Here is a 21367-nt window from a genome sequence, read left to right on the forward strand (position 1 = left end):
GGCGCACCCGACAAACCCTGTGGAGGGCTGTGCAGATGCTAACCCAAAAACTGAGTTGCCAAACGATACATGATTGCCCAAAAGTAGTACCTTTGCACTATGAATCAGAATGGCAATAAAAATATGTATGAGGGCCTCGCCTCATATTTCCTCCCCGAAGGAGTTCTTAAATATTTCGAGGTGACAGACTTTGCAACACAGCGTACTCTGGACAAGGATGTTCTTTACACAACAGAGCTTCACATCTATCTGGATGAGCGCGACAATCGCACACCAGACATGAAGGATTCCGTGAGCAATGGTTTTGGGGAAGAATCATGTTTACTTGACTATCCAGCCCGAGACAAGAAGGCGGTACTTCACATACGAAGAAGGCGTTGGACAATGCCGGATGGCACAACAAGAAGTGTTGACCTTGACAAGGAGTTTGAACTGAAGCATAAGGGCACTCGATACGCGAAGGACTTCGCGCTTTTTTTAAAGAGGGCGAATGGACTCTGAGACGATAACCGCTCGTCAGATTGGTTATACGTACATGATTAACAGCTCCACGTTTGCCAAAAGATACAAGGACGCCCTGAGTAACTTCGAGACGTGGGAGCAGAAGGATCACGCATCCAAGTGGATTCTTATTCCGCAAAACGTAGGTAAGGAGCAAGGCATAGACGAGACCTCCCTCCAGGGCGAACTGTACACTATCGTTCACAACAAGGATGCCCATGGTCGCAAGGGTGCAATCATAGCAGTAGTCAAGGGAACGAATCCTGCTGACGTACTGAAGGTTCTCATGCAACTACCTGCAGATAAGCGTGAAATGGTTGAGAATATCACGATGGATCTCTCAGATTGCATGCGTGTCATAGCCCGAGAGGCATTCCCTAAAGCCACAGTCATACGTGACTGCTTCCATGTCGTAAAACGCGGTGGAGAGGGCTGCGAAGAGATACGCCTGCGCCTGAAACGAAAAGCCGTAAAGGAGGCGAACAGACAGAAGGCAGAGTTTCGCAAATACCTCGAAAATCTGGCAGCGCAGAGAAAGGCTTACCGCGAGCGAATGAGGAAAAGGCATGGGAAGAACTGGAAGAAGAGCAAGCGCGGAAGAAAGCCTATGAGGCTGAACACTCGCTTTGAACCCAAAAGGCTTGAAAATGGCGAGACTCTTGTAGAGGCACAGACACGATGTCGCAAGCAATTGTCCATGAGCCGAGAGAAGTGGAGCGCAACGCAGAAAAAGCGTGCGAAGATACTTTTCGCACTCTACCCAAAACTTGAAGAAGCATACAATCTGATCAACTCCCTTAGAGCCATATTCAGAAACAAGAAACTCACAAAGGAGACTGCCAAACAGAATTTCAAGGGGTGGTATGAGAAAGTGGCTTCCTGCACTCTGCGTGAAATCAAGTCCGTACGCGATACCATCAGATTCTATGAGGATGAAATCCTGAACTACTTTGACGGACGTAAGACTAACGCTTCAGCTGAATCGTTGAACTCAAAGATCAAATGCTTTCGTGCACAAGTAAAAGGAGTCATAGACATACCATTCTTCATGTATCGTTTAGCAACAGTTTTGGGTTAGCATCTGCACGGCCTACTCCACAGGGTTTGTCGGGTGCGCCTGAAAAGCAACTCCCTCCATACTTACACTGAAATCAAAATTTATCAAAATGGACACCATCTGCGCCATAGCAACGCCGTCTGGCGGTGCACTCGGCATAGTACGGGTATCAGGGCCTCAAGCCATATCCGCAACTTCAGAAATATTCAAGCCTAAGGGCAGCATGCCCCTTGACCAAAGACACGGGGGCACTATCACGTTTGGAAATATAATAAATCCCGACACAGACGAACTCATTGACGAAGTTCTCATCAGTTTGTTTCGCTCACCACATTCATATACAGGCGAAGATTCCTGTGAAATATCATGCCATGGTTCTGAATATATTCTTGCGCAAATTGTTAGACTGTTGCTCGCACAAGGCTGTCGCATGGCACGCCCTGGTGAATATACAGAAAGAGCCTTTTTGAATGGCAAAATGGACCTTAGTCAAGCCGAAGCGGTGGCAGACCTCATAGCCTCAACCACTGAAGCGAATCACCGCATGGCCATGCAGCAGATGCGAGGTGGATTCAGTAAAGAACTCGCCCAATTACGCGACCAACTTCTACACATCACATCGTTGCTTGAGTTAGAACTCGATTTTTCAGACCATGAAGATTTGGAATTCGCCTCGCGTACGGAACTACGTGACTTGGCTCACGAAATTCACGACCACATATCGGCCCTATGCCAGTCATTCCGTTTGGGAAACGCACTCAAACGTGGTATTCCTGTGGCCATCGTCGGCGAGACCAATGCAGGCAAATCAACACTGCTCAACGCCTTAGTGGGCGAAGAACGTGCCTTGGTAAGCGAAGTACGCGGCACCACTCGCGATACTATTGAAGAGACTATCAACGTAAGCGGCACCCTGGTGCGTTTTATTGACACTGCCGGCATTCGCCACACTACCGACAAAGTAGAACGCATGGGAATTGACCGAACCTTTGCAAAAATCAGCGAAGCAGACATTGTGCTATGGCTTGTGGATCTTACTCAATATCAAACACAGTACGCCGAGCTCTCTGCCAATATATTACCAGCCACTCAAGGAAAGCAACTTATCATCATACTCAACAAACAAGACATTGTTACTTCCTCCACCCTTACACAAGCCAGAAACTATCTAAGATCACAATTGTCAACCTCTGACCTTGATGTAAAGCTGCTCTCACTCAGCGCACAAAAGTCTGAAGGAATCGACCAATTGCATCAAATACTAACAGCCACCTTACTCAAGCTACAATCTGCCACCACATCAGCTGGCACCATAGTTAGCAACTTACGCCATTACGAAGCATTACGTGCAGCTCTCACAGCTATCGATCGCGTCATTGATGGCCTTGACAACGGCCTTTCTGGCGACTTTATCAGCCAAGACTTACGTGAATGCATTTTCCACCTTAGCGATATTGCTGGCGAGGTCACCACCGATGAGGTACTTGGCAATATTTTCAAAAATTTCTGCGTGGGAAAGTGATTGCCTATTAAAAACACTCAACAAATCTCACATTCTATAGTTAAAGCGCTCACACCGAGCGCTTTTCTTTTTTGCGGTCACTCTCGATAGAAATCGATTGTGACCGTTTTTGCGTCTATTTTCGTAGCGCTCTCGTACCGCGAGGGAAAAGAGTGGCTCTGGGCGTGGGCAAGGTGATGGAGGAATGTAACACGTTGCAACTCTCTGAAACGCCTTGACATGTCATAAACGAAATGATTGAGGAATTGATAAATCCAAAATACTATAGAATGAAAAGTAAAATACCAATCAAAAAGAAATGTGAGTGGTGTGGCAAAGACTTCATCGCCTACAAAGTGACTACTCGTTTCTGCAGTAAGCAATGCAACAGTTATGCGTATAAGGATATGCTTCGTAATCAAAGAATAAAATTGGTTCAAGATAGCATCATTGTGCAAGAGCAAAACGAAACGGACTCCAAGGAATACCTCTCTCCTAAGGAAACTGCTATGTTGTTGTCTGTTGACAGAGTAACTATATATCGATACCTTTGGGATGGTTTGCTCCCATGTATAAGAATGAGAGGCAAAACTTTCATCCGTAAGGCCGACATCGAAAAGATGTTTGATGAAGCCAAGCCTTATCAAAAGAGACATAAGAATGAGAGAGCTCCCATCACCGAGTTCTACACAACCGCTGAAATCCTTGATAAGTATGGCATCAGCGAGTCAGGCTTGTACAAGATAGCCAAGAGCGAGAACATTCCGAAAATGTTTCAGCGTGGCAAGTCCTATTGGAGCAAGAAACACATTGACGCTTACTTTGCCAAGAAAGCCGTGGATGCAAGCATCACGGAGTGGTATTCTGTAGCAGACATGAAAGAGAAATTCCACATGACCACCACAGCTGTCTATACTTTTGTTTCAAACTTCAAGATACCCAAGAAGCGGATAAAGAAGAAAGTGCTCTACTCCAAGCGCCATGTGGATATTTCCAAGGGAATAGCCGAACCTGATGCGCCACAATACTACACCATAAAGGAGGCTATGGCAAAGTTTCATGTCTCCCGTGACCAGCTTTATCATTATGTGAAGACCTACAACATTCCCAAGGTGCAAGAAGGAAAGTATGTCAAGCTGTCCAAGAAAGAGTTGGACGAACTGTTCGCCCCACCTACTATCGAGCGGTAAGGTTATGGTTATATCTTACTTGTCTGCGGTTATCTCATTAATAACCCGACACTGCAAGAATAACCGCCTTACTTTGCACACACATTCAATTATAAAACATCAAAACGAAAGATATTATGCCACACTATCACACATGCACCACGGTGTCGCTGCTCCGACGCCCCATTGCCAATGGACGCTTGTCCTTGTATCTCGACTTCTATCCTGCCATCCGCAATCCCGAAACGATGAAGATGACACGCAGGGAGTATTTGGGTATATACATCTTTGCCAAGCCAAAGAATGATGCCGAACGGGAGTTCAACCGCTCAATGATTGAGCGAGCAGAAGCAATACGCTGCATGAGAGTCACTTCGCTCATCAACGAGAAATTTGATTTCCTTGACCATGAGAAGATGAAGAGCGACTTCCTCGCTTACTATAAGAAGAAATGTAGAGGGCAAGACCAAAAATGGGATATTGTGTACAAGCACTTCAGCAACTTCGTGCAAGGCCATTGCACTTGTGGAGAGGTAACGGTAGACCTCTGCAAGAAGTTCCGTGAATACTTACTTGGTGCAAACCAACTTCGACTCGCTCATCTGAAAATCAGCAAGAACTCGGCAGCTGGTTATTATTCCACATTCCGTGGTTTCCTCAATATCGCCTATCGTGAGAAGATGATTAAGGAGAATGTGAACGATTTCTTGGAGAAGATTGAAACGGACGATGTGCGCAAGGAGTTTCTAACATCAGAGGAACTAAAGAAGTTGGCTGCTACTCCGTGCGACATCCCTGTGTTGAAACGAGCATCGTTGTTCTCTTGCCTTACAGGACTTCGAATCAGCGACATCCTTAATCTTGCATGGGATGACATACAGTTGGCTCCCGACCTTGGCTATTGTGTCCGCATCCGAATACAAAAGACGGACACGGAAACGATGCTCCCCATCAGCGATGAAGCCTTACAACTCTGTGGCGAGCATACTGATGACAAAGTGTTTCGTGGACTCACCCGAAGCATGGTGAATTATCCACTCCGCAAATGGATTGCAGCTGCCGGTATCAAGAAGCACATCTCATTCCATTGCTTTCGCCATACTTACGCCACGTTGCAGATTGCCTCAGGCACAGACATTTATACGGTCAGCAAGATGCTTGTCCACAAGAATGTTACCACAACGCAAATCTATGCCGACCTTGTGAACGACAAGAAACGTGAGACGGTCGGCAGGATTACCTTGAAATAAACAGTTCTGAGTCTTTTGTAAGTCCAAGTTTTATCGTTGATTACGAAACGGCTTGGACTTCATTTATTGGTTCTATTCACCCTTTTGGATAGAACCAATTTTGTTTTTCACCCATCAAAATGGTGGTTATCTGATAGTTCTTTCTATTCTTTGCCTATATGTCCGATAACTTTGTATCAACAAAACTCACAAAATCGTATCGGCTTATGAACATGACAAAGTATGTATCTACCAACATTTACTTGATGATGACGCTATTCGTTTGCGCCATATCCTATATCTATGTCGTTAATGGATTGAAATGTCATGCTGTGTTGGGAGTGTGTTCCATAGGTATTGAGGGTGTCATCTCTCATTCTGTTTATGTGGTTCTATTGTCTATGTGTAAGGAAGGAATGACAAGGCACAAGACATCAGCAAGGAAACCTGTCGTTTCAGAAGATTTGGGCAAAAAGCCTATGCCTTTGAGGACAGAAGAGCAAGAAGTCTTGCCTGTACAAGAAATTGACGCAATAGAAACTAATCGCCAAGCGGCTATCACTCAATGCAAGGAATATATAAGAAAGGTTGTTGCCCAATATTTCCCCGAAAAGTTAATGCCCCAACTATTGCATTTGGTTGATGAGTATGCCAATGGCATTATAAGTTGTACTCCTATTATGATTGCCATTAACGACACAAAAGGACTTCGGCCTATTGACTTCTACCACTTGATTTGGAATCTGTGGACTCGCTTGAATGCCTTAGACCGAAGAGCTTCATGCCGTTTCATCAAGAACGCTTTTCCGATGATTCTTGAAAACACCAACGAGGAGACAATCTACCGAAAGATGAATGACACTTACGTCAAATGTACGATAGAGAATAATCCCAAAGACGAGCCTCTGGTACCATAAGAATGCGGTTACGGTTATTGCTTACAAACAAGTGGTTATCTATGAAATAACCATCGGGATAAAGAATAACCACAGAACTTTGCAGCACGAAACATCAAAATCCAGAAAGTTATGGACAATATCACATTCGAGGCAATGCCTCAGGCTATTTCTGAACTGATTAAGAAAGTTGACACGCTGCTAAGTACAGTAGTAGCGTTGCAGAAACATTGTAACAAACCGCAAGTAGAACCGATGATTGGCATTGATGAAGCATGCAAGATTCTCGGTCGGGCCAAGTCCACGGTCTATGCACTCACGCAAGCGCATAAGATTCCATTCTATCAGCCAGGCAAGATGCTCCAGTTCAAGCGCTCGGAGTTGATGGCGTGGATGGAGGGTGCCAAGCAAGACGCTTCTTCGCAAACAACAGAAAGTATTGCCGAACAGATGCGCAGCACGGTAAGGCACAAGCCAAAATCAAATTGGGGAATGTAGCCATGGAGTATATCAAGTTGATTAATCGCTTTTGGGAAACCAACCGCAACACGCAGTTCACCATGGCAGAGACAACGCTCTACTTCTATCTGCTCAACGAGGCGAACCGCAACTATTGGCAGATGCCTATTGCCTGCGCCACGGCCATCATCTGTGCATCTACTGGTATGACTAAAGCCACACTCATCCGTGCTCGCAACGGACTGAAGAAGAAAGGACTTATCGGTTTTACGGAGGGTGTTCAACATTCTCGCACACCGACCTATCATATCCGCACATTTGAAACCGTTGGAGAAACTGCTGACAGAACTGCTCATAAGACTGATGGCGAAACCACTTATGCAACCAATATTAAAGACAATAACATAAACAAAGAAATCTCTAATCACCACACACGCATGAGCATTGATGATTTGGAAAAGATTTTAGTCGAGGATGTGGAATGGCAGAAGAACATCATCAGCCAACTGAATGATCATCGAATATCAGAACCAGCACATCTCATTCCATACATCCGCAAGTTCTTTGCCTACCTCCGCATCTGCAAGGTAACGGATAAAAAAGAGTCAGACTGTCGCCGTCATTTCTTCAACAAGATGAAAAAAGAATATCTCAAGACAAATAACAACAATTTTAACAAGCAAAATTATGAAAGTAAACGAAGTATTGAAGTCACAGCTACTTCACCGCAAGCCTATGAAGGCTCGTTTTAAGTTGCCGACAAACAGCGAAACGGCAGTTCAGTATCTTACAGCAGCCATCTCAGCAGAAGTGGAATATCGCAACCATACATTTCGGAATGGTGACGAGTTGCGTAAACAAATTGCAAGTGTTGCCCACTGGCTTTGTGGCATGTCTGGCAAGAACAGCCTCTTGCTTGCTGGCGGTTGTGGCAATGGCAAGACCACATTTGTCTATGCCATGCAGAACCTCGTCAATCATTTGGGTATCAAGAATCAAGTGACAGGTCAGAACTTCGGCATCAGCCTCTACAATGCCAAAGACCTTGCCAACATCTGCAAAACACATCCCAAAGATTGGCGATCACTCATGGACAAGGACGTTCTGGCAATAGACGACCTTGGCACCGAGCCTCGTGAAATCATCGAATACGGCAATGTGCTCAGTCCCATTATCGACCTCATCTCCTACCGCTATGAACACCAACTGCCGACAATCATCACCTCCAACCTCACCCCTAAACTAATCTCAGAGGTGTACGGCAAGCGTATAGGTGACCGATTGAAAGAGACAACTGAGATAGTTCCTTTCTTGAATAGCTCATACAGAGGCTAAGTAGCAACAATTGCTCATAAATGACAAGCCAATGCTCAATGCGCTCCTCACATAGGATGCACAAAGAGCACTGGCTTTTCTCTTTTTCAACGAGCTTGCTCGATGCCACTAAAACAACGATTTTCAAAATCGGTAAGCCTAATTACCGGTTTTGAGAAAACCGCAACAGGCTGCCACTCCCAAAGGAGTTCTTGGACAAGCCAAGCATCCTCGGCTAAGTGCCTTAGGGGAGCAAGCTCTGGCAGATTTTTCACTTTGATTTGATACACTCCTCATACACCGCTAACCCTTTCACGGTCAGAAGATATTTCTGACGAGGATGACGAGACGAGTTGGGATATAGCAAACAAACATAACCATCACCGATGGCAGGCTTCAGATAAAGATTAAGAAAATTGTCTCTTCCCTTTAATTCCAAAGCCTTCATCATACTCTTCACAGATAATTCTTTATTTCCAATTACAGCAATCAGCCGTTTGACATTAGCATTATCCGTGCACAGCTTGCCCTGTACTTGTCCTGTACTTGTCCCGCGCTTATAATCTTCTTGCTTATTGTTTATTCCACCTGCAAGATTGGGCTGCACTTTCCATTCATTCGTTGCATGGATATGTAGATAACGGTTACGTAAATCCCATTTTTCACCCAACAACAGGTTTCGGAAGAAATGCTCTAAATACACAGATGTGTAATCAATTCCTTTTATGGCGTTCTTGTAATTTGCACGAACCAAGGCGTTACGGAAATACCATGAATGTTGAGCAAAAAGGCTATTGTCAACTTTGAAGCCTATAGAACGTAGGTAGAGAATTGTGAATACAGCCGTTGTACGAGTATTACCTTCGCAGAAAGCATGAATCTGCCACAGACCGGAAACAAATCGCGTGATGTGCTCCACCATGGCATCAGTTGATATTCCCTTATAGCTAAACTCTTTCTCTTGACTGATATCATAATCTATGGCTCTTCTCAAATCCTCCCAGTTCAGATAGTTTACGGTATCACCATCAAGAACCCATTCACGCTTCGTAATATCATAGTCACGCAGTTTGCCAGCATGCTTAAACACACCGTCAAAAACCCTACGATGGACAGAGATATAACCTCCAGTGCTGAAATCCAATGTCTGAGACGAAAGTATCTTGGTGATGTTGGCAGAGACTTTATCCGCCTCTTGCTTCTCATCATCATCGGGCTCACGCTGAGTTTTCGACTGATAGTAGCTTCTTATCAGTTCACGTGCTTCATCAATATCTATTTCACCCTCAATGTGCTTGCAAGCAGTAGCCTTCAGATAATCGGAAGTCAGCAAACCATCAACAGCCTGCAGTCCGATTGCAGTCTGCCAAATGGATGCTTTCTCCCTTTGGCTAGGTTCACCTTGACGGATGTATTCGTCGAAGTCGGTATAATATTGTCTATTGTTAACTATAATCCCCATAGTGATTTTATGTATAAAATAACGATTCCAATAAATACTATTTTACAACATCTAACAAACCTGACGGTTCACCAAAGCCAACCATGTAAACGAGTTGTCTTGCACGAGTAATGGCAACATACAGCAGCGAACGCTTTGATGAAAGGTACTCCTTTTGTGCCACCTTATCCATACCTGAGAACGGATAGCCTTCAGTGGCTTTAGAAGGTAGGTTCCTTTCGTTTACTCCCATTAGAATAACAACACGGTACTCCAAGCCTTTAAGTGAATGGAAAGTGCAGAGGTCTACACCATTTGAACAGCCCTGCTTCTGAGTTCCCTTTAGTACACGATAGTCCGTGCCATCATGGTGCAAACGGCTTTGCATTTCCTTAAGAAGGTTCATGCTTGGTGCAGCAATACATATCTCAGACAATTTGATATTAGAATCCAGACACTCCTTCATCCATTCAACAACCTGCTGAACTTCAGAATTTGCATCATCAACAATTTTATACTGAGGGGCAACACCTTCATGGATGAGCGAAACATATCCATTTGTTGACTCCTTGCCGCCATCCATATCGTCGTAATCAACGCCCTTAACAACGCTTACAGCAACACGCTTGATAGGTTCTGTGGTACGATAGTTGATCTTCAGTTTTCTGCTTCGCACACCTCTAACGTTAATGCCTGCTGCTCCAAAGTTTATCTTACGACCATTATAGATGCGCTGGATAGGATCGCCTGTCAAGAAAAGATCATTCTTGCCTTCAGCTACTAATGCTCTGAGGAATTTTAACTCAGGATTAGAGAAATCCTGAAACTCATCCGCTATAACGTTTGTGTAAGGGTGGATGTTGTTCTCATTCAAATAGTTTGTCGTCTCATTGAAGAGTTCAAGGCGATCAACGACTCTTCTCTCTTGTTTGAGAGCATTATATTTCTCAACGAGTTTCCAAATTCCGATGCGTTGCTTACGGCTTAATGCTTTGGTACGTCCAACACGAGGTTGCATCATATACTGCTTCGCATCCTTGTTACCAAAATACACAATGACATCAATATACTCATCGTAAAGGAATTGCTCATCGAACTCTGTTACCTCTGTTTCAAGAACTTCACGCCACAGTTTCAATGACTCCTCATCACCGCTGTAATCCAGCACTTTATAACCTTCCTTAACCTTGTACTTCTCGGCAGTGTCAAGCAAGACTCGATCAATGTTGTTTAGAGTATACTTGTTCTTTGGTACTCCAAGCTTCTCGATAGAGTCGGCAATGTTAATGCTCAATGTCTTTGTATAAGTAGTAAACAGAACATTTGCATTAGGATTCTCACACAGATATTTAAGTCTGTGCAATGCAGCGATAGTTTTACCTGTACCTGCACCACCGCTGACCTTCATTGTACCTTTATACTCAGCATTCACCAGTTTTCTCTGAGAAGGATGGAGGAAAATCTGCCATTTGTCCATACCTTGTTCAATGATACGCTGAAGTGCATCGTCATCCGTGATTTCCACAAAACGACGCTTATTATTATCACTGAGCAATTTATCTTCATTTTCCTTCACCTGGCCTTCTTCAATTGTAGCTATGATGGAATCGATATCCTCTCCATCCATGATATTGAAAATATTCTCGTATGCATCTACTGGAAGAATCGGTTCTAATAGGTCCAGATCATCAAGCGATTTAATATTCAAGACTCTTACTATTACTTCCTCTGGAACACCAATCTTGAGAAGTTTTTCCTCAGTTATTCCTTCAAAGAAAGTCGTTTCATTGTTCATTTGTACCTTAGGCACAGCTATCTCTTCCTGCTTTTCCTCAATAGTAATGAGCTGACAAGCCTGAGTATGCTCGTTCCATACAAATCGCTTGTTTATACCCCAACGATATGCATCCTCATGGTCTCCAACATAAAGCAAAGAATAATTTTCTCCGTCAAGCACACCGACAATGACTCTATAGTTATCATCTATCCTTGCAGTTCGGAGTGTTGAGTTCTTAAACTGAGTGATTGGTTCCAGATGTATTCCAGCGGAAGTATGGTTTTCACGGAATTTTCTCTGGAATGACACCACCTTGTCTTGAATTTTCTTCGGCAGTTTAAACACTGCATCAAAGAATGTTTCTGATAAAAACAGTCTCATGTATATTTTATTTTATTAGTTCAACACAAAATTCATCTTGCGAAATTGTCTTATATCCCTTGTCTGTAAAAACAGCTTTGTCATTATCGTCGAACGGGTCAATGGCAATCTTAGGATTGTCAATAATCATGGCCGCACTTGCAATGACCGCATTGTCTTCATCCGTCAACTCGAATACTCCATCATGACTAAATGGAACATTGTTATCAAGCAAGACATCGACGATATCCTCCATTCCTGGGTATAGTTCCTTAATCTCGTCACGATTAACTGCCGTTTCTACAGTATCAGTCTTTTCCTCTGTCTGGCTTCCAGAGAAGAACTGGATAAGATTGTATCTACGCCAGAAACCAATCCAGTCTTCTTTGTCAGCAGACCGATGTCCCTTGGTTACCTGGAGATCGTATTTTATTCCCTGACTGAATGCTGCCTCTACCTCTTCATCTGTCGAGTAGTCTGTCAGATTTTCATCGCAATCAGGGTTGATTTCAACACAACCAGAGTATAGTGATCCACCATTCGACAAGAAGTTAGGACTATCACTTATGCACCAGTAACATGTTTCCTTGATTGAACCAAGCATTGGATTCTCAAGCAGCTGTCCGAGGCGAGTTACTGAGTTGTTTCCTAACTCATCCTCTTTCTCCGATTCAAACAGTTGAATATCTTCCCATGCTATAGTCCATGAGAACATACGCTGTGGTTTTGCTTGTTTTATTCCTTCACGTTTCTCCAGGTCGCTATAGAATCGCATGTTTGGCTCACACGCATGATATTTATAACCATCAAGGAAGACTGACCACCATGGAATCTTGATCAGATCACTTATTTCCTCACCATTTATCTTTGCGTAGTTACACATGATTTGGAAATCAGGGATAGTGGTATGCTTAACTCCGTAGGCAACAGTCAACTCAAACTGAGGTTTCATATTGTAATGAAGTTCTGTATCAGATTCTTTATCGACTACTTTCAACTCATAGTGGTACGCATTATCATCAGGCACTTTCTCGAAAGTCCAATTTTTGCTCTTGGCCAGAGTCTGCAATGCACGAACAAATTTCAGTTCCAACTCGCTATCCTCAGCTGCACCATTTTGTGCGATAGTGCCTACAGACCCCTTGATGCGTTCCCATGACTTTGAACCGCCCACTAACTTGCCGAACAGAATTTCAGCCTGTTCGCGGCTGAAAGAATCTCTACTATACTGATTACCATAAGTCAGGATGCAATGATAGCACCCATCCTTACCTTCCAACTGACAAGTGCATTCCCTAATCTTGTCATAGGCAAACATCAGCATATTTGAGAACTCGTCAGTATTATAGAGTTTTGCAAGATAACCTGTACCACCAGGTATGGTATCATACATCACAAGATAGTAATCTTTCAATCCTGTAGCTTGATTCATTTCAGAATAGGAGTCAATGCGGATATGCTCAGGTGAAGAGTGATAATACTCCTTCATTCCAAGTTCAATACCAGCCTTAAACATCTCCACAGCAGCCTTCGCATCCATGATTTGGATAGGTAGCAGAATCTTTATGGCTTCGGTTTGCATGTGACGATACAAATAGAGCTGCTCAAATACCTCACCATTCCTATCGTCCACAAAACTCACATTCTTATGGTTACAGAAACGGTAGTGATGTCCTACTGGTTTGTGTTCTTTATTCAACTTGGAGAGCAATGGCGTTGACTTGCCACAATATTTGCAGGTGACAAAACCATTTTCAGGAATGATAGCTTCATTATTTACTTCTACTTTGCTGCCAGTCTGCATCTGCATGCCATAGTTAGCCTCATAGAGATCCATATTATTACAGAACTCTATACCAAAACCAAGGTTTTTCATCGCATACGAAGAAACAACACCTTTATGATGGAACATAAAATGTTTCTTAACAATGAACTGTTCTTTGGTTCTTTCCTCATTAGAATCATCGAGCGCAGCATCTGTCTTGAACATCGCACTACGAGCACTTGTAAATTTCAAATACTTATGTTGGTTGACGCCCCATGAAGGATCGCCACATTTTGGACAAGCAGCAAGTGAGAATTCTGGAGTACCCTTTTCTGCTACACAATCACACTTTGAGCAATATCTCATCGATATCAGGTTGTCTTTCCAATCGAATGTAGGGATGCCACTAACTTCAAGCTGAAACTTCTGAGTGCAGAACTTATTGCCTGGAGCCAATTCTTTTATACCCTGAGAAGCAGAACGTGTCAGTTCAATTACTTTTGGTTCTGCAACATTATTCTTGCTATCTTCCTTTTCCAGGGTCGAATACACACTCGCCTGCAACTTGACGCCAGTTTCAGGGAAGGCATAGTTAGGCAAAAGTCCACAGTTTGTCATGAATTCTATGAGACTTTCACTTTGGATGTTGGCATATTGGGCCTTGCAAGCCTTTATCAGATCCTTGAGCGCAGCTTTAGCCGGATCATTCGGCTGTAGTCTGTCTTCATGTTCTTTATAGTTATTTAGTTCCTCGATAAGCCCAAATAATCGGTCTGTTAAGGCATGAAACTCTTTCAGAATATTCTGATAGAAAGACTCGTCCTCCAATGACTTTGCCAGGATGCCAATGGCAGGCAGGGTCTTCTCGTCGTATTGCTCAGAGAATCTTGTCTTCAAAGTATTCTTATTCTCCTTGATGAAAGCAATAATCCTATTGACAACAAACCCATCTGAAGACATCGCATCTTCTGTCAGCTTCAAGTCACGGATATTTGCCGGCATCGTATTGTTCTTATCCTCGCTAATCCATGTATCAATACAATAGGCGAAGAAGTGTCTGCGCAGGATGTCCTTTGCTTCGAGGAAGCATCCCGGTGTGGACACTTCACCCTCCATCATTTCATCAGGATAAGTAAAATAATACATGTCATGAGGTTCTCCTGCGTGAGCATAGTTCAATACAAGAGCGGAACCTTCCTTACGACCGGCACGACCTACACGCTGTAGGAAATTGCTTGGTTTAGGTGGAATATTAGCATTACCCATTACATTCAGATCGCCAATGTCAATACCCATTTCCAACGTTGATGTAGCAGAAAGAACATTTACCGAGTTTGAATGAGGATGCTCCTTGAAGTCCTTCTCAAGTTGTTCTCTGTCCGATCGTTCAAGCAAACCGGTATGCTCTCGGGCATATACACGAGGAGACAATGCACGGTTATACACCTGCTGATAGTAGTTGAGCTCGGGTTTTATCTCCTCTGAGTAAGTGCCCTGACACTTGTAGTCAAGACAAAGAGTGTCCTCAGCAAGACTGTCACCCTTGGCTACATATAGTGTTGATTGACAGTTGCTACACTTGATATGTTTAACATTCTTGCTTACCCATATATGGTTGGGGTTGATGACATAGTTGCCACCACCCTGAGGAGCTTTATTTACCAGACCAACTTCTTCCATTTTGAGGAAGAGTTCACGAATAAACTCATTGTATAATGTAAGATTACGCTCGATAGGCCAGTTGAAATGGCGCCAGAAATAGTTGGTGTACCAGTTAGGTTTCTCACGTCTCAAAACTGCCATATCCAACATATCACTATTTTTGTCGAGATAGGTAACACCAATTAGTTTTGGGAAACGGACACCTCCTCCGAACATCCTATTGAGGAAATGACGACCATCAAACTTCCAGTTCAATGCCCATAGCGTAAGAGCATCATTTCTGTATTTGTCAAGATATGGATGATCTACAGCACCATGTCTTCTCATTCGCTGTAGGATACCATAAACGAAGTGGCAGAATGCCTTCTCGTCCTCATCTACATACTCCAACGAATTGATTGACAAGAATTCCTTCATCAAGTCATACACCTTGTGAATCTCTTCACTTTTGAAGAATGTAGCCGATGACCCCGTCTTCTCAAGGGTACGACCAAGCTGTGATGTAAGACCAAATTCGCTAACTATTTCCCAATCCACTCGTATGTCGAATTCTTTCTTAAAAGAAGCCATGTAGCCACTACCCTCGCGGTAATTATGGCGAAGATCAATATGAGAGGCTAAGTCTGCCGGTAAGAAACGATTGTAATAATCGTCCTCAGATAGTTTCTCCTTCCAGTATTTCTTGAAGCCCTCCTGAAGTTCTGCAACATTAACGGGCTTGTCAAGGCTATTGATATACTGCTGCATAGACTGACGGAAAAGAAATCGGAAAGTTCTTGCTTCATAGAAAGCTGCCTGATGAGCAGCATCCTGCACGCTGTTCGTGAATACAAGAATCTTTCTGTCCTTCTCTTCTGCATGGTCAAAGTCGCTCGACAACACTTGGCTTATAGCCACACTTGACAACGTAGAGATACGTCCACCTATCTCGCAGATTGCATCACTATTACACTCGGGACATATCGTTGTAAACCTCTGATTTCCATTGCGTGTTGATGTCGTTCTACTACAAACACGTACTCTCAACGTGTCGTTATCGCTTTCGCTCATCTCACGCAGATTCTTTATGCTGACGTGATGTGTCACATTAATTGCATTCTCATTTACATATTCATCTATGGCCTCGTGCTTTTTAGACTCAATATTCAAAAGAACTACCTCTTTTTCTCTATCCATGAAAGCTTTGTTGATAGTGGAAATGTCAGAACAATAGCTGTCATCTGTAGCCAAACGACGCGAAAGCCAACCACTTGCACCACATTCACGACAGAAATACATAGGCAAAGCTATACGATCCTCATCTTTTTTCAAGCTATGTCTCCAAGCAAACTCAGGGTCTTTCTGGAAATAACGAAGAATACCACTAAGTTCACGTTGCCAAAGCTGCACCTGCAGATAAAGCATCGGAATGAGCTTTCCAGAATTGTTGAGAGGACGTTTTGAATAAGCAATCAGAGCCAACAGATTTTCGAGAACAATAGAGCATACCTTATCACCACCATCCAAATAAAGACGTCGGAAGGTTACATCCTGATCAATCAGCTTCTTTTGTACATCTTCCAATGAGAGAATGCCCTGGCTCAAAATATCCAGAACCGACTTGACAATGCTCATACCGCGCAAATATGTTCCGGCTTCAACTGGCGAGATATTTGAGTTCTTAAGCCATACCTTGCAAAGGCGTCTCATATATGAATTAACCGTGTCATCAGCTCCAAATTCACAACTCTTAATGAGCTTTATATCAGGAAGTGTTGTAATCGACTCAGTCACATATTCAGACACAGGTATTCTGTGTTCCTCAATGACATTCTCTTCATGGAACACCTCTCCGAATACATCCGAGGCATATTCGCACAGACGTTTTTTGCTGTCTGGGCCATTGCCAATGGTTGCCGAAGTACCAATAGGACACAATAATCCCTTAGGCAGATTCAGTTTCAACTTCAAACGTCGAATCAAATTTGCCACATCCGTGCCCTGTGCGCCATCATAGGTATGCAACTCGTCGAGCACTATAAACTTCAGAGCCTTGAAGTCTGTATCAATATTGCCTTTCCATAGGCAGCTGAAGCGCTGACGCATCAGTCCATAGTCCAGCATCTTGAAGTTTGTCAACAAAATGTCGGGCACAGTGTCAAGAATAGCATCGCGGTTTTCAATGATATGGTCAGGTCCCATATCTCGAGGATAGTCCTTAGGATCGGTACCCTCTCCCACAAACAAACCAGCTGTTACCTTTCCCTTCAGTCGAGGGTCATTCCAGATGGTTTCTGCCAAACGCTTTGCCTGGTCACTTGCCAAGGCATTCATGGGGTACATGATAATAACCTTCACTCCAACCTGACGACTGAACTTGTTGCAGTTGTAGCAATAGTCAAGGATTGGGTAAAGAAAACACTCTGTCTTACCAGAGCCAGTACCCGTAGTAAGGAGCGTTGGCTTAGGGGCATTACCGTTCTGCATAGAGAGCTGACGGAACGCCTGCAACTGATGCAAGTATGGAGGGAAGTTGGGAGCAATCTCCAAAGGAATGTTTTTGTTCTCTTCTTCCGATGCAGACACAAAAGGAGTCTTCAACGAGATATATGGTCCTTTGAAGAGTCCTTCCTCTTTACTCTCGATGAAGCGATAGAAAGCATCACTGACATCCTTCTCTTTGAACTTGAAGGTTGCCTTGATATACTCTATTATTGAATCACGTACTTCACGTGCTTGTTGAAGAGGTAGCATATTATTGTTGTTTTATCATTGACAAATTAAATGAAGTAGAATCTACTACTCGGTATCCAGCCGCCTTAAACTTTACGACCGAATCATCATCAACAGGGTCAATAGCAATTTTGGACTTTCTTAATAGTAATCCAGCTGTAGCTATGACCATGTCATTATGATCTAATAAGTCAACATCACCATCCATACTGAATGGAATACCATTGTCGAGGAGTAAATCCACTATATCTTCGAGACCAGGGTATAATGACTTTACATCTTCCCTGTTAATATCACCATTTCGGCTAAAGTCCACTTCTACGCAATTCGACAAGAATTGCTTAACTAGGTTTGACTTTACTGGTATAATATCAATAGGCATATCTGTAATAAGCAAGGTCGTACTTCTTGAACGACTTGTAGCTACATTAAATAAATTGTCAGAAAACGCGAAATCATAATTGCGCGAGGGAACGTAGTAGATTGTGTAATCTACGGTTTCTCCTTGTATTCTGTTAATTGTGTCAACGAGTATACCTACCTTTTGGTCATCATTACAGAACTCAGCCTGAAGGGCTTTTGTTGTTAATACGAATGGTGACAAAATAGCGAGTCTTCTTTTAGGATAATAGCCGTAAAAAACATTCACAATCTTGCGAATGACATCTAATGCGTCCTTAGAGCAGTCTGCGCCACTAGATCCTTTCGTAGTATATATAATAGTTCCACCTTCATCTGGGAAAAATGGTTTCACATCAGATGGCACATTGAACAATGTTTTCTTCTTCTGTACGCTTGTAAAGTTTCCACCATAAAAGTATTTAGACTGATTTGTACTGGCCGATGTAAGACGAAATGACGTTGTCATTCTAAAACTAGGCATATTCGTTGAACACACATAAGTCATCATGCCATTCGCTTGAGTGTCTACATCTATTCCTTGATAATCCGCTGCATTGTTAATTTCGACAACAGGAGGTAGCTGCATAGGATCACCTACGATTAGGCATTTCTTGCCTAATCTCATAAACGCAGCAATGGCTGTCAAGAATGCCTGCGATGCCTCCTCGATAACTATCAAGTCGTAAATAGGGTTGTCTACTTTATTTATTATTCTTGATAGTGAATAGTAAGTAGAACAAAGCAAACAGCCTTTTGCTATCAACAAGTCCTTATCGGCAGCCACCAAGAAAGAATGTTTCTTCTTTTCTTCAGCTGATAACATGGTCTTACAGATGGTACCATTCTGAATGACCTGAGTCATGGTTCCTTGGGAAATCAACGAAATCAGACTTGCATTACTTTGAGTAGTAACGCAAACGCTTTTCTTCTCTGTTGTTATCTTGCTGATGATACTTCCAAGTGTATAACTTTTACCTGTTCCTGGAGGGCCTTGCAAAACACATACGTCTGAAGTTTCTAAAGCCTTTATTATTCTTTCTGGTACATTGTCTGTACTTTTAAGTTCAACAGGAGACCAATTGTTATAGGTGATCTTGGGGGTTAACAGGAGATTCTTATCTGACTGATGTTGGTTGATGTAATCAGACAAGTTCATCAACAACTCTGTTGGTGGCAATGTCTCTAGCATGACAAACCTGAGTTCTTTATGTTGTGCCAATCCACTACGAACCGCATTAAGCATTTCTAAACTCACTTTGCTGCACCCCACAGTTTTCCTATCGCTAAGGAAGTACAATGGAACAATATCAGAAAAACTTGTGTGTACATTGAAATTTTCTCTAAACTTCAAGCTGGTACAGTTCCATGATTGGATAGTAAAGCCATACTTGTCATAAGACGATTTCCTTAAGATACATAGCACCATAGGTACCTTAAGGCGAGGTGTTGTCCTCGTCTCAAAATGTATAACCATCTGTCCGTGCTCAGTTGTACCGACGATTGATCCATAAAATGCCCTTCCAATTTCAAAAAGACTATTCAAAGATGTATTTGCATACAATTCATACTTTTTCTCTTGATCTCTTCGTTGCAATTTGAAGAACTTTTCGTATTGTTCTAATCTGTCCATAATCTTTTAGTCTAATTCCATATTACCCTCTGAATTAAAATATTCGTCAAAGATGCTATTCAAATCAGAATTTGGAGTTTGATGGACTTTTAGCATTAAGTGAACATTTCTGTCAGTATAGATTGTGTCTAATCTGATATTATCACCTATCAAGATGCTATCCGGATTCAAAACACTTTCTATAGTAGACATTATATCCATACTATTAGATGGCGACATCTTCATCAACACATTATTACTACTTTCTGCTATTGCCTTAACATCATCCTTATCCATAATCATCTTAAAATCATGATCGCCAAATCCTGTACATAGGCAAGCATAGTTACCCTGATTTACGATGGCATTCCATATGGAAGGTGATAAATACCAAATACCATAAATTAGGCGCACCCGACAAACCCTGTGGAGTAGGCCGTGCAGATGCTAACCCAAAACTGTTGCTAAACGATACATGAAGAATGGTATGTCTATGACTCCTTTTACTTGTGCACGAAAGCATTTGATCTTTGAGTTCAACGATTCAGCTGAAGCGTTAGTCTTACGTCCGTCAAAGTAGTTCAGGATTTCATCCTCATAGAATCTGATGGTATCGCGTACGGACTTGATTTCACGCAGAGTGCAGGAAGCCACTTTCTCATACCACCCCTTGAAATTCTGTTTGGCAGTCTCCTTTGTGAGTTTCTTGTTTCTGAATATGGCTCTAAGGGAGTTGATCAGATTGTATGCTTCTTCAAGTTTTGGGTAGAGTGCGAAAAGTATCTTCGCACGCTTTTTCTGCGTTGCGCTCCACTTCTCTCGGCTCATGGACAATTGCTTGCGACATCGTGTCTGTGCCTCTACAAGAGTCTCGCCATTTTCAAGCCTTTTGGGTTCAAAGCGAGTGTTCAGCCTCATAGGCTTTCTTCCGCGCTTGCTCTTCTTCCAGTTCTTCCCATGCCTTTTCCTCATTCGCTCGCGGTAAGCCTTTCTCTGCGCTGCCAGATTTTCGAGGTATTTGCGAAACTCTGCCTTCTGTCTGTTCGCCTCCTTTACGGCTTTTCGTTTCAGGCGCAGGCGTATCTCTTCGCAGCCCTCTCCACCGCGTTTTACGACATGGAAGCAGTCACGTATGACTGTGGCTTTAGGGAATGCCTCTCGGGCTATGACACGCATGCAATCTGAGAGATCCATCGTGATATTCTCAACCATTTCACGCTTATCTGCAGGTAGTTGCATGAGAACCTTCAGTACGTCAGCAGGATTCGTTCCCTTGACTACTGCTATGATTGCACCCTTGCGACCATGGGCATCCTTGTTGTGAACGATAGTGTACAGTTCGCCCTGGAGGGAGGTCTCGTCTATGCCTTGCTCCTTACCTACGTTTTGCGGAATAAGAATCCACTTGGATGCGTGATCCTTCTGCTCCCACGTCTCGAAGTTACTCAGGGCGTCCTTGTATCTTTTGGCAAACGTGGAGCTGTTAATCATGTACGTATAACCAATCTGACGA

The 21367-nt window shown here is 43.1% G+C and carries 15 protein-coding genes; 9 read left to right on the forward strand and 6 right to left on the reverse strand.

Features of this window, described 5'->3' with window-relative positions:
• Positions 1 to 123: 123 nt before the first annotated feature.
• The 9 genes from BQ5453_RS11930 to BQ5453_RS11970 all read left to right on the forward strand — a co-directional run bounded on the left by BQ5453_RS11930 (position 124) and on the right by BQ5453_RS11970 (position 8147).
• Positions 124 to 501 (forward strand): ISAon1 family transposase N-terminal region protein, encoded by a 378-nt coding sequence (locus BQ5453_RS11930; protein WP_143033257.1) that lies wholly within the window; start codon positions 124 to 126, stop codon positions 499 to 501.
• Between the two features lie 34 nt (positions 502 to 535).
• Positions 536 to 1579, forward strand: a complete 1044-nt coding sequence (locus BQ5453_RS11935; protein ID WP_074027632.1) for a transposase — start codon at positions 536 to 538, stop codon at positions 1577 to 1579.
• Between the two features lie 82 nt (positions 1580 to 1661).
• A complete protein-coding gene (gene mnmE, locus BQ5453_RS11940; RefSeq protein ID WP_143033400.1) occupies positions 1662 to 3080 on the forward strand; it encodes a tRNA uridine-5-carboxymethylaminomethyl(34) synthesis GTPase MnmE in 1419 nt (472 codons plus the stop codon).
• Between the two features lie 269 nt (positions 3081 to 3349).
• Complete coding sequence (locus tag BQ5453_RS11945) at positions 3350 to 4249, forward strand: helix-turn-helix domain-containing protein (protein ID WP_071123650.1); 900 nt, start codon at positions 3350 to 3352, stop codon at positions 4247 to 4249.
• A gap of 116 nt (positions 4250 to 4365) precedes the next feature.
• Positions 4366 to 5478 (forward strand): site-specific integrase, encoded by a 1113-nt coding sequence (locus BQ5453_RS11950; protein WP_071123365.1) that lies wholly within the window; start codon positions 4366 to 4368, stop codon positions 5476 to 5478.
• 395 nt (positions 5479 to 5873) lie between these two features.
• Complete coding sequence (locus BQ5453_RS11955) at positions 5874 to 6374, forward strand: hypothetical protein (RefSeq protein ID WP_143033401.1); 501 nt, start codon at positions 5874 to 5876, stop codon at positions 6372 to 6374.
• A gap of 111 nt (positions 6375 to 6485) precedes the next feature.
• Complete coding sequence (locus BQ5453_RS11960; protein ID WP_071123367.1) at positions 6486 to 6851, forward strand: helix-turn-helix domain-containing protein; 366 nt, start codon at positions 6486 to 6488, stop codon at positions 6849 to 6851.
• 2 nt (positions 6852 to 6853) lie between these two features.
• Complete coding sequence (locus BQ5453_RS11965; protein ID WP_071123368.1) at positions 6854 to 7564, forward strand: helix-turn-helix domain-containing protein; 711 nt, start codon at positions 6854 to 6856, stop codon at positions 7562 to 7564.
• Positions 7500 to 8147, forward strand: coding sequence for an ATP-binding protein (locus BQ5453_RS11970; RefSeq protein WP_083361231.1), 648 nt, complete (start codon positions 7500 to 7502; stop codon positions 8145 to 8147). The genes BQ5453_RS11965 and BQ5453_RS11970 overlap by 65 nt, the downstream gene beginning before the upstream one ends.
• Positions 8148 to 8397: 250 nt before the next feature.
• Here the strand turns inward: BQ5453_RS11970 and BQ5453_RS11975 are convergent, their stop codons facing one another.
• The 6 genes from BQ5453_RS11975 to BQ5453_RS12000 all read right to left on the reverse strand — a co-directional run bounded on the left by BQ5453_RS11975 (position 8398) and on the right by BQ5453_RS12000 (position 21345).
• On the reverse strand, positions 8398 to 9588 hold the full coding sequence (locus BQ5453_RS11975; RefSeq protein WP_071123370.1) for a Fic family protein: 1191 nt from the start codon (positions 9586 to 9588) through the stop codon (positions 8398 to 8400).
• A gap of 37 nt (positions 9589 to 9625) precedes the next feature.
• Entirely contained in the window at positions 9626 to 11725 is a 2100-nt protein-coding gene (locus BQ5453_RS11980) for a UvrD-helicase domain-containing protein (RefSeq protein WP_071123371.1), read from the reverse strand.
• Positions 11726 to 11732: 7 nt separating this feature from the next.
• Entirely contained in the window at positions 11733 to 17864 is a 6132-nt protein-coding gene (locus BQ5453_RS11985; RefSeq protein ID WP_071123372.1) for a DEAD/DEAH box helicase, read from the reverse strand.
• A gap of 1 nt (position 17865) precedes the next feature.
• Entirely contained in the window at positions 17866 to 19875 is a 2010-nt protein-coding gene (locus tag BQ5453_RS11990) for an AAA domain-containing protein (RefSeq protein ID WP_071123373.1), read from the reverse strand.
• A gap of 6 nt (positions 19876 to 19881) precedes the next feature.
• Positions 19882 to 20151: a hypothetical protein gene (locus BQ5453_RS11995; protein WP_143033402.1), complete on the reverse strand. Its 270-nt coding sequence runs from the start codon at positions 20149 to 20151 to the stop codon at positions 19882 to 19884.
• Between the two features lie 150 nt (positions 20152 to 20301).
• Positions 20302 to 21345 carry a transposase gene (locus tag BQ5453_RS12000; protein ID WP_074027632.1) on the reverse strand — a complete coding sequence of 348 codons (1044 nt, stop codon included), beginning with the start codon at positions 21343 to 21345 and terminating at the stop codon, positions 20302 to 20304.
• Between the last annotated feature and the right edge of the window lie 22 nt (positions 21346 to 21367).

Origin of the sequence: Prevotellamassilia timonensis, assembly GCF_900106785.1 — a bacterium.
GTDB classification, from domain to species: domain Bacteria; phylum Bacteroidota; class Bacteroidia; order Bacteroidales; family Bacteroidaceae; genus Alloprevotella; species Alloprevotella timonensis.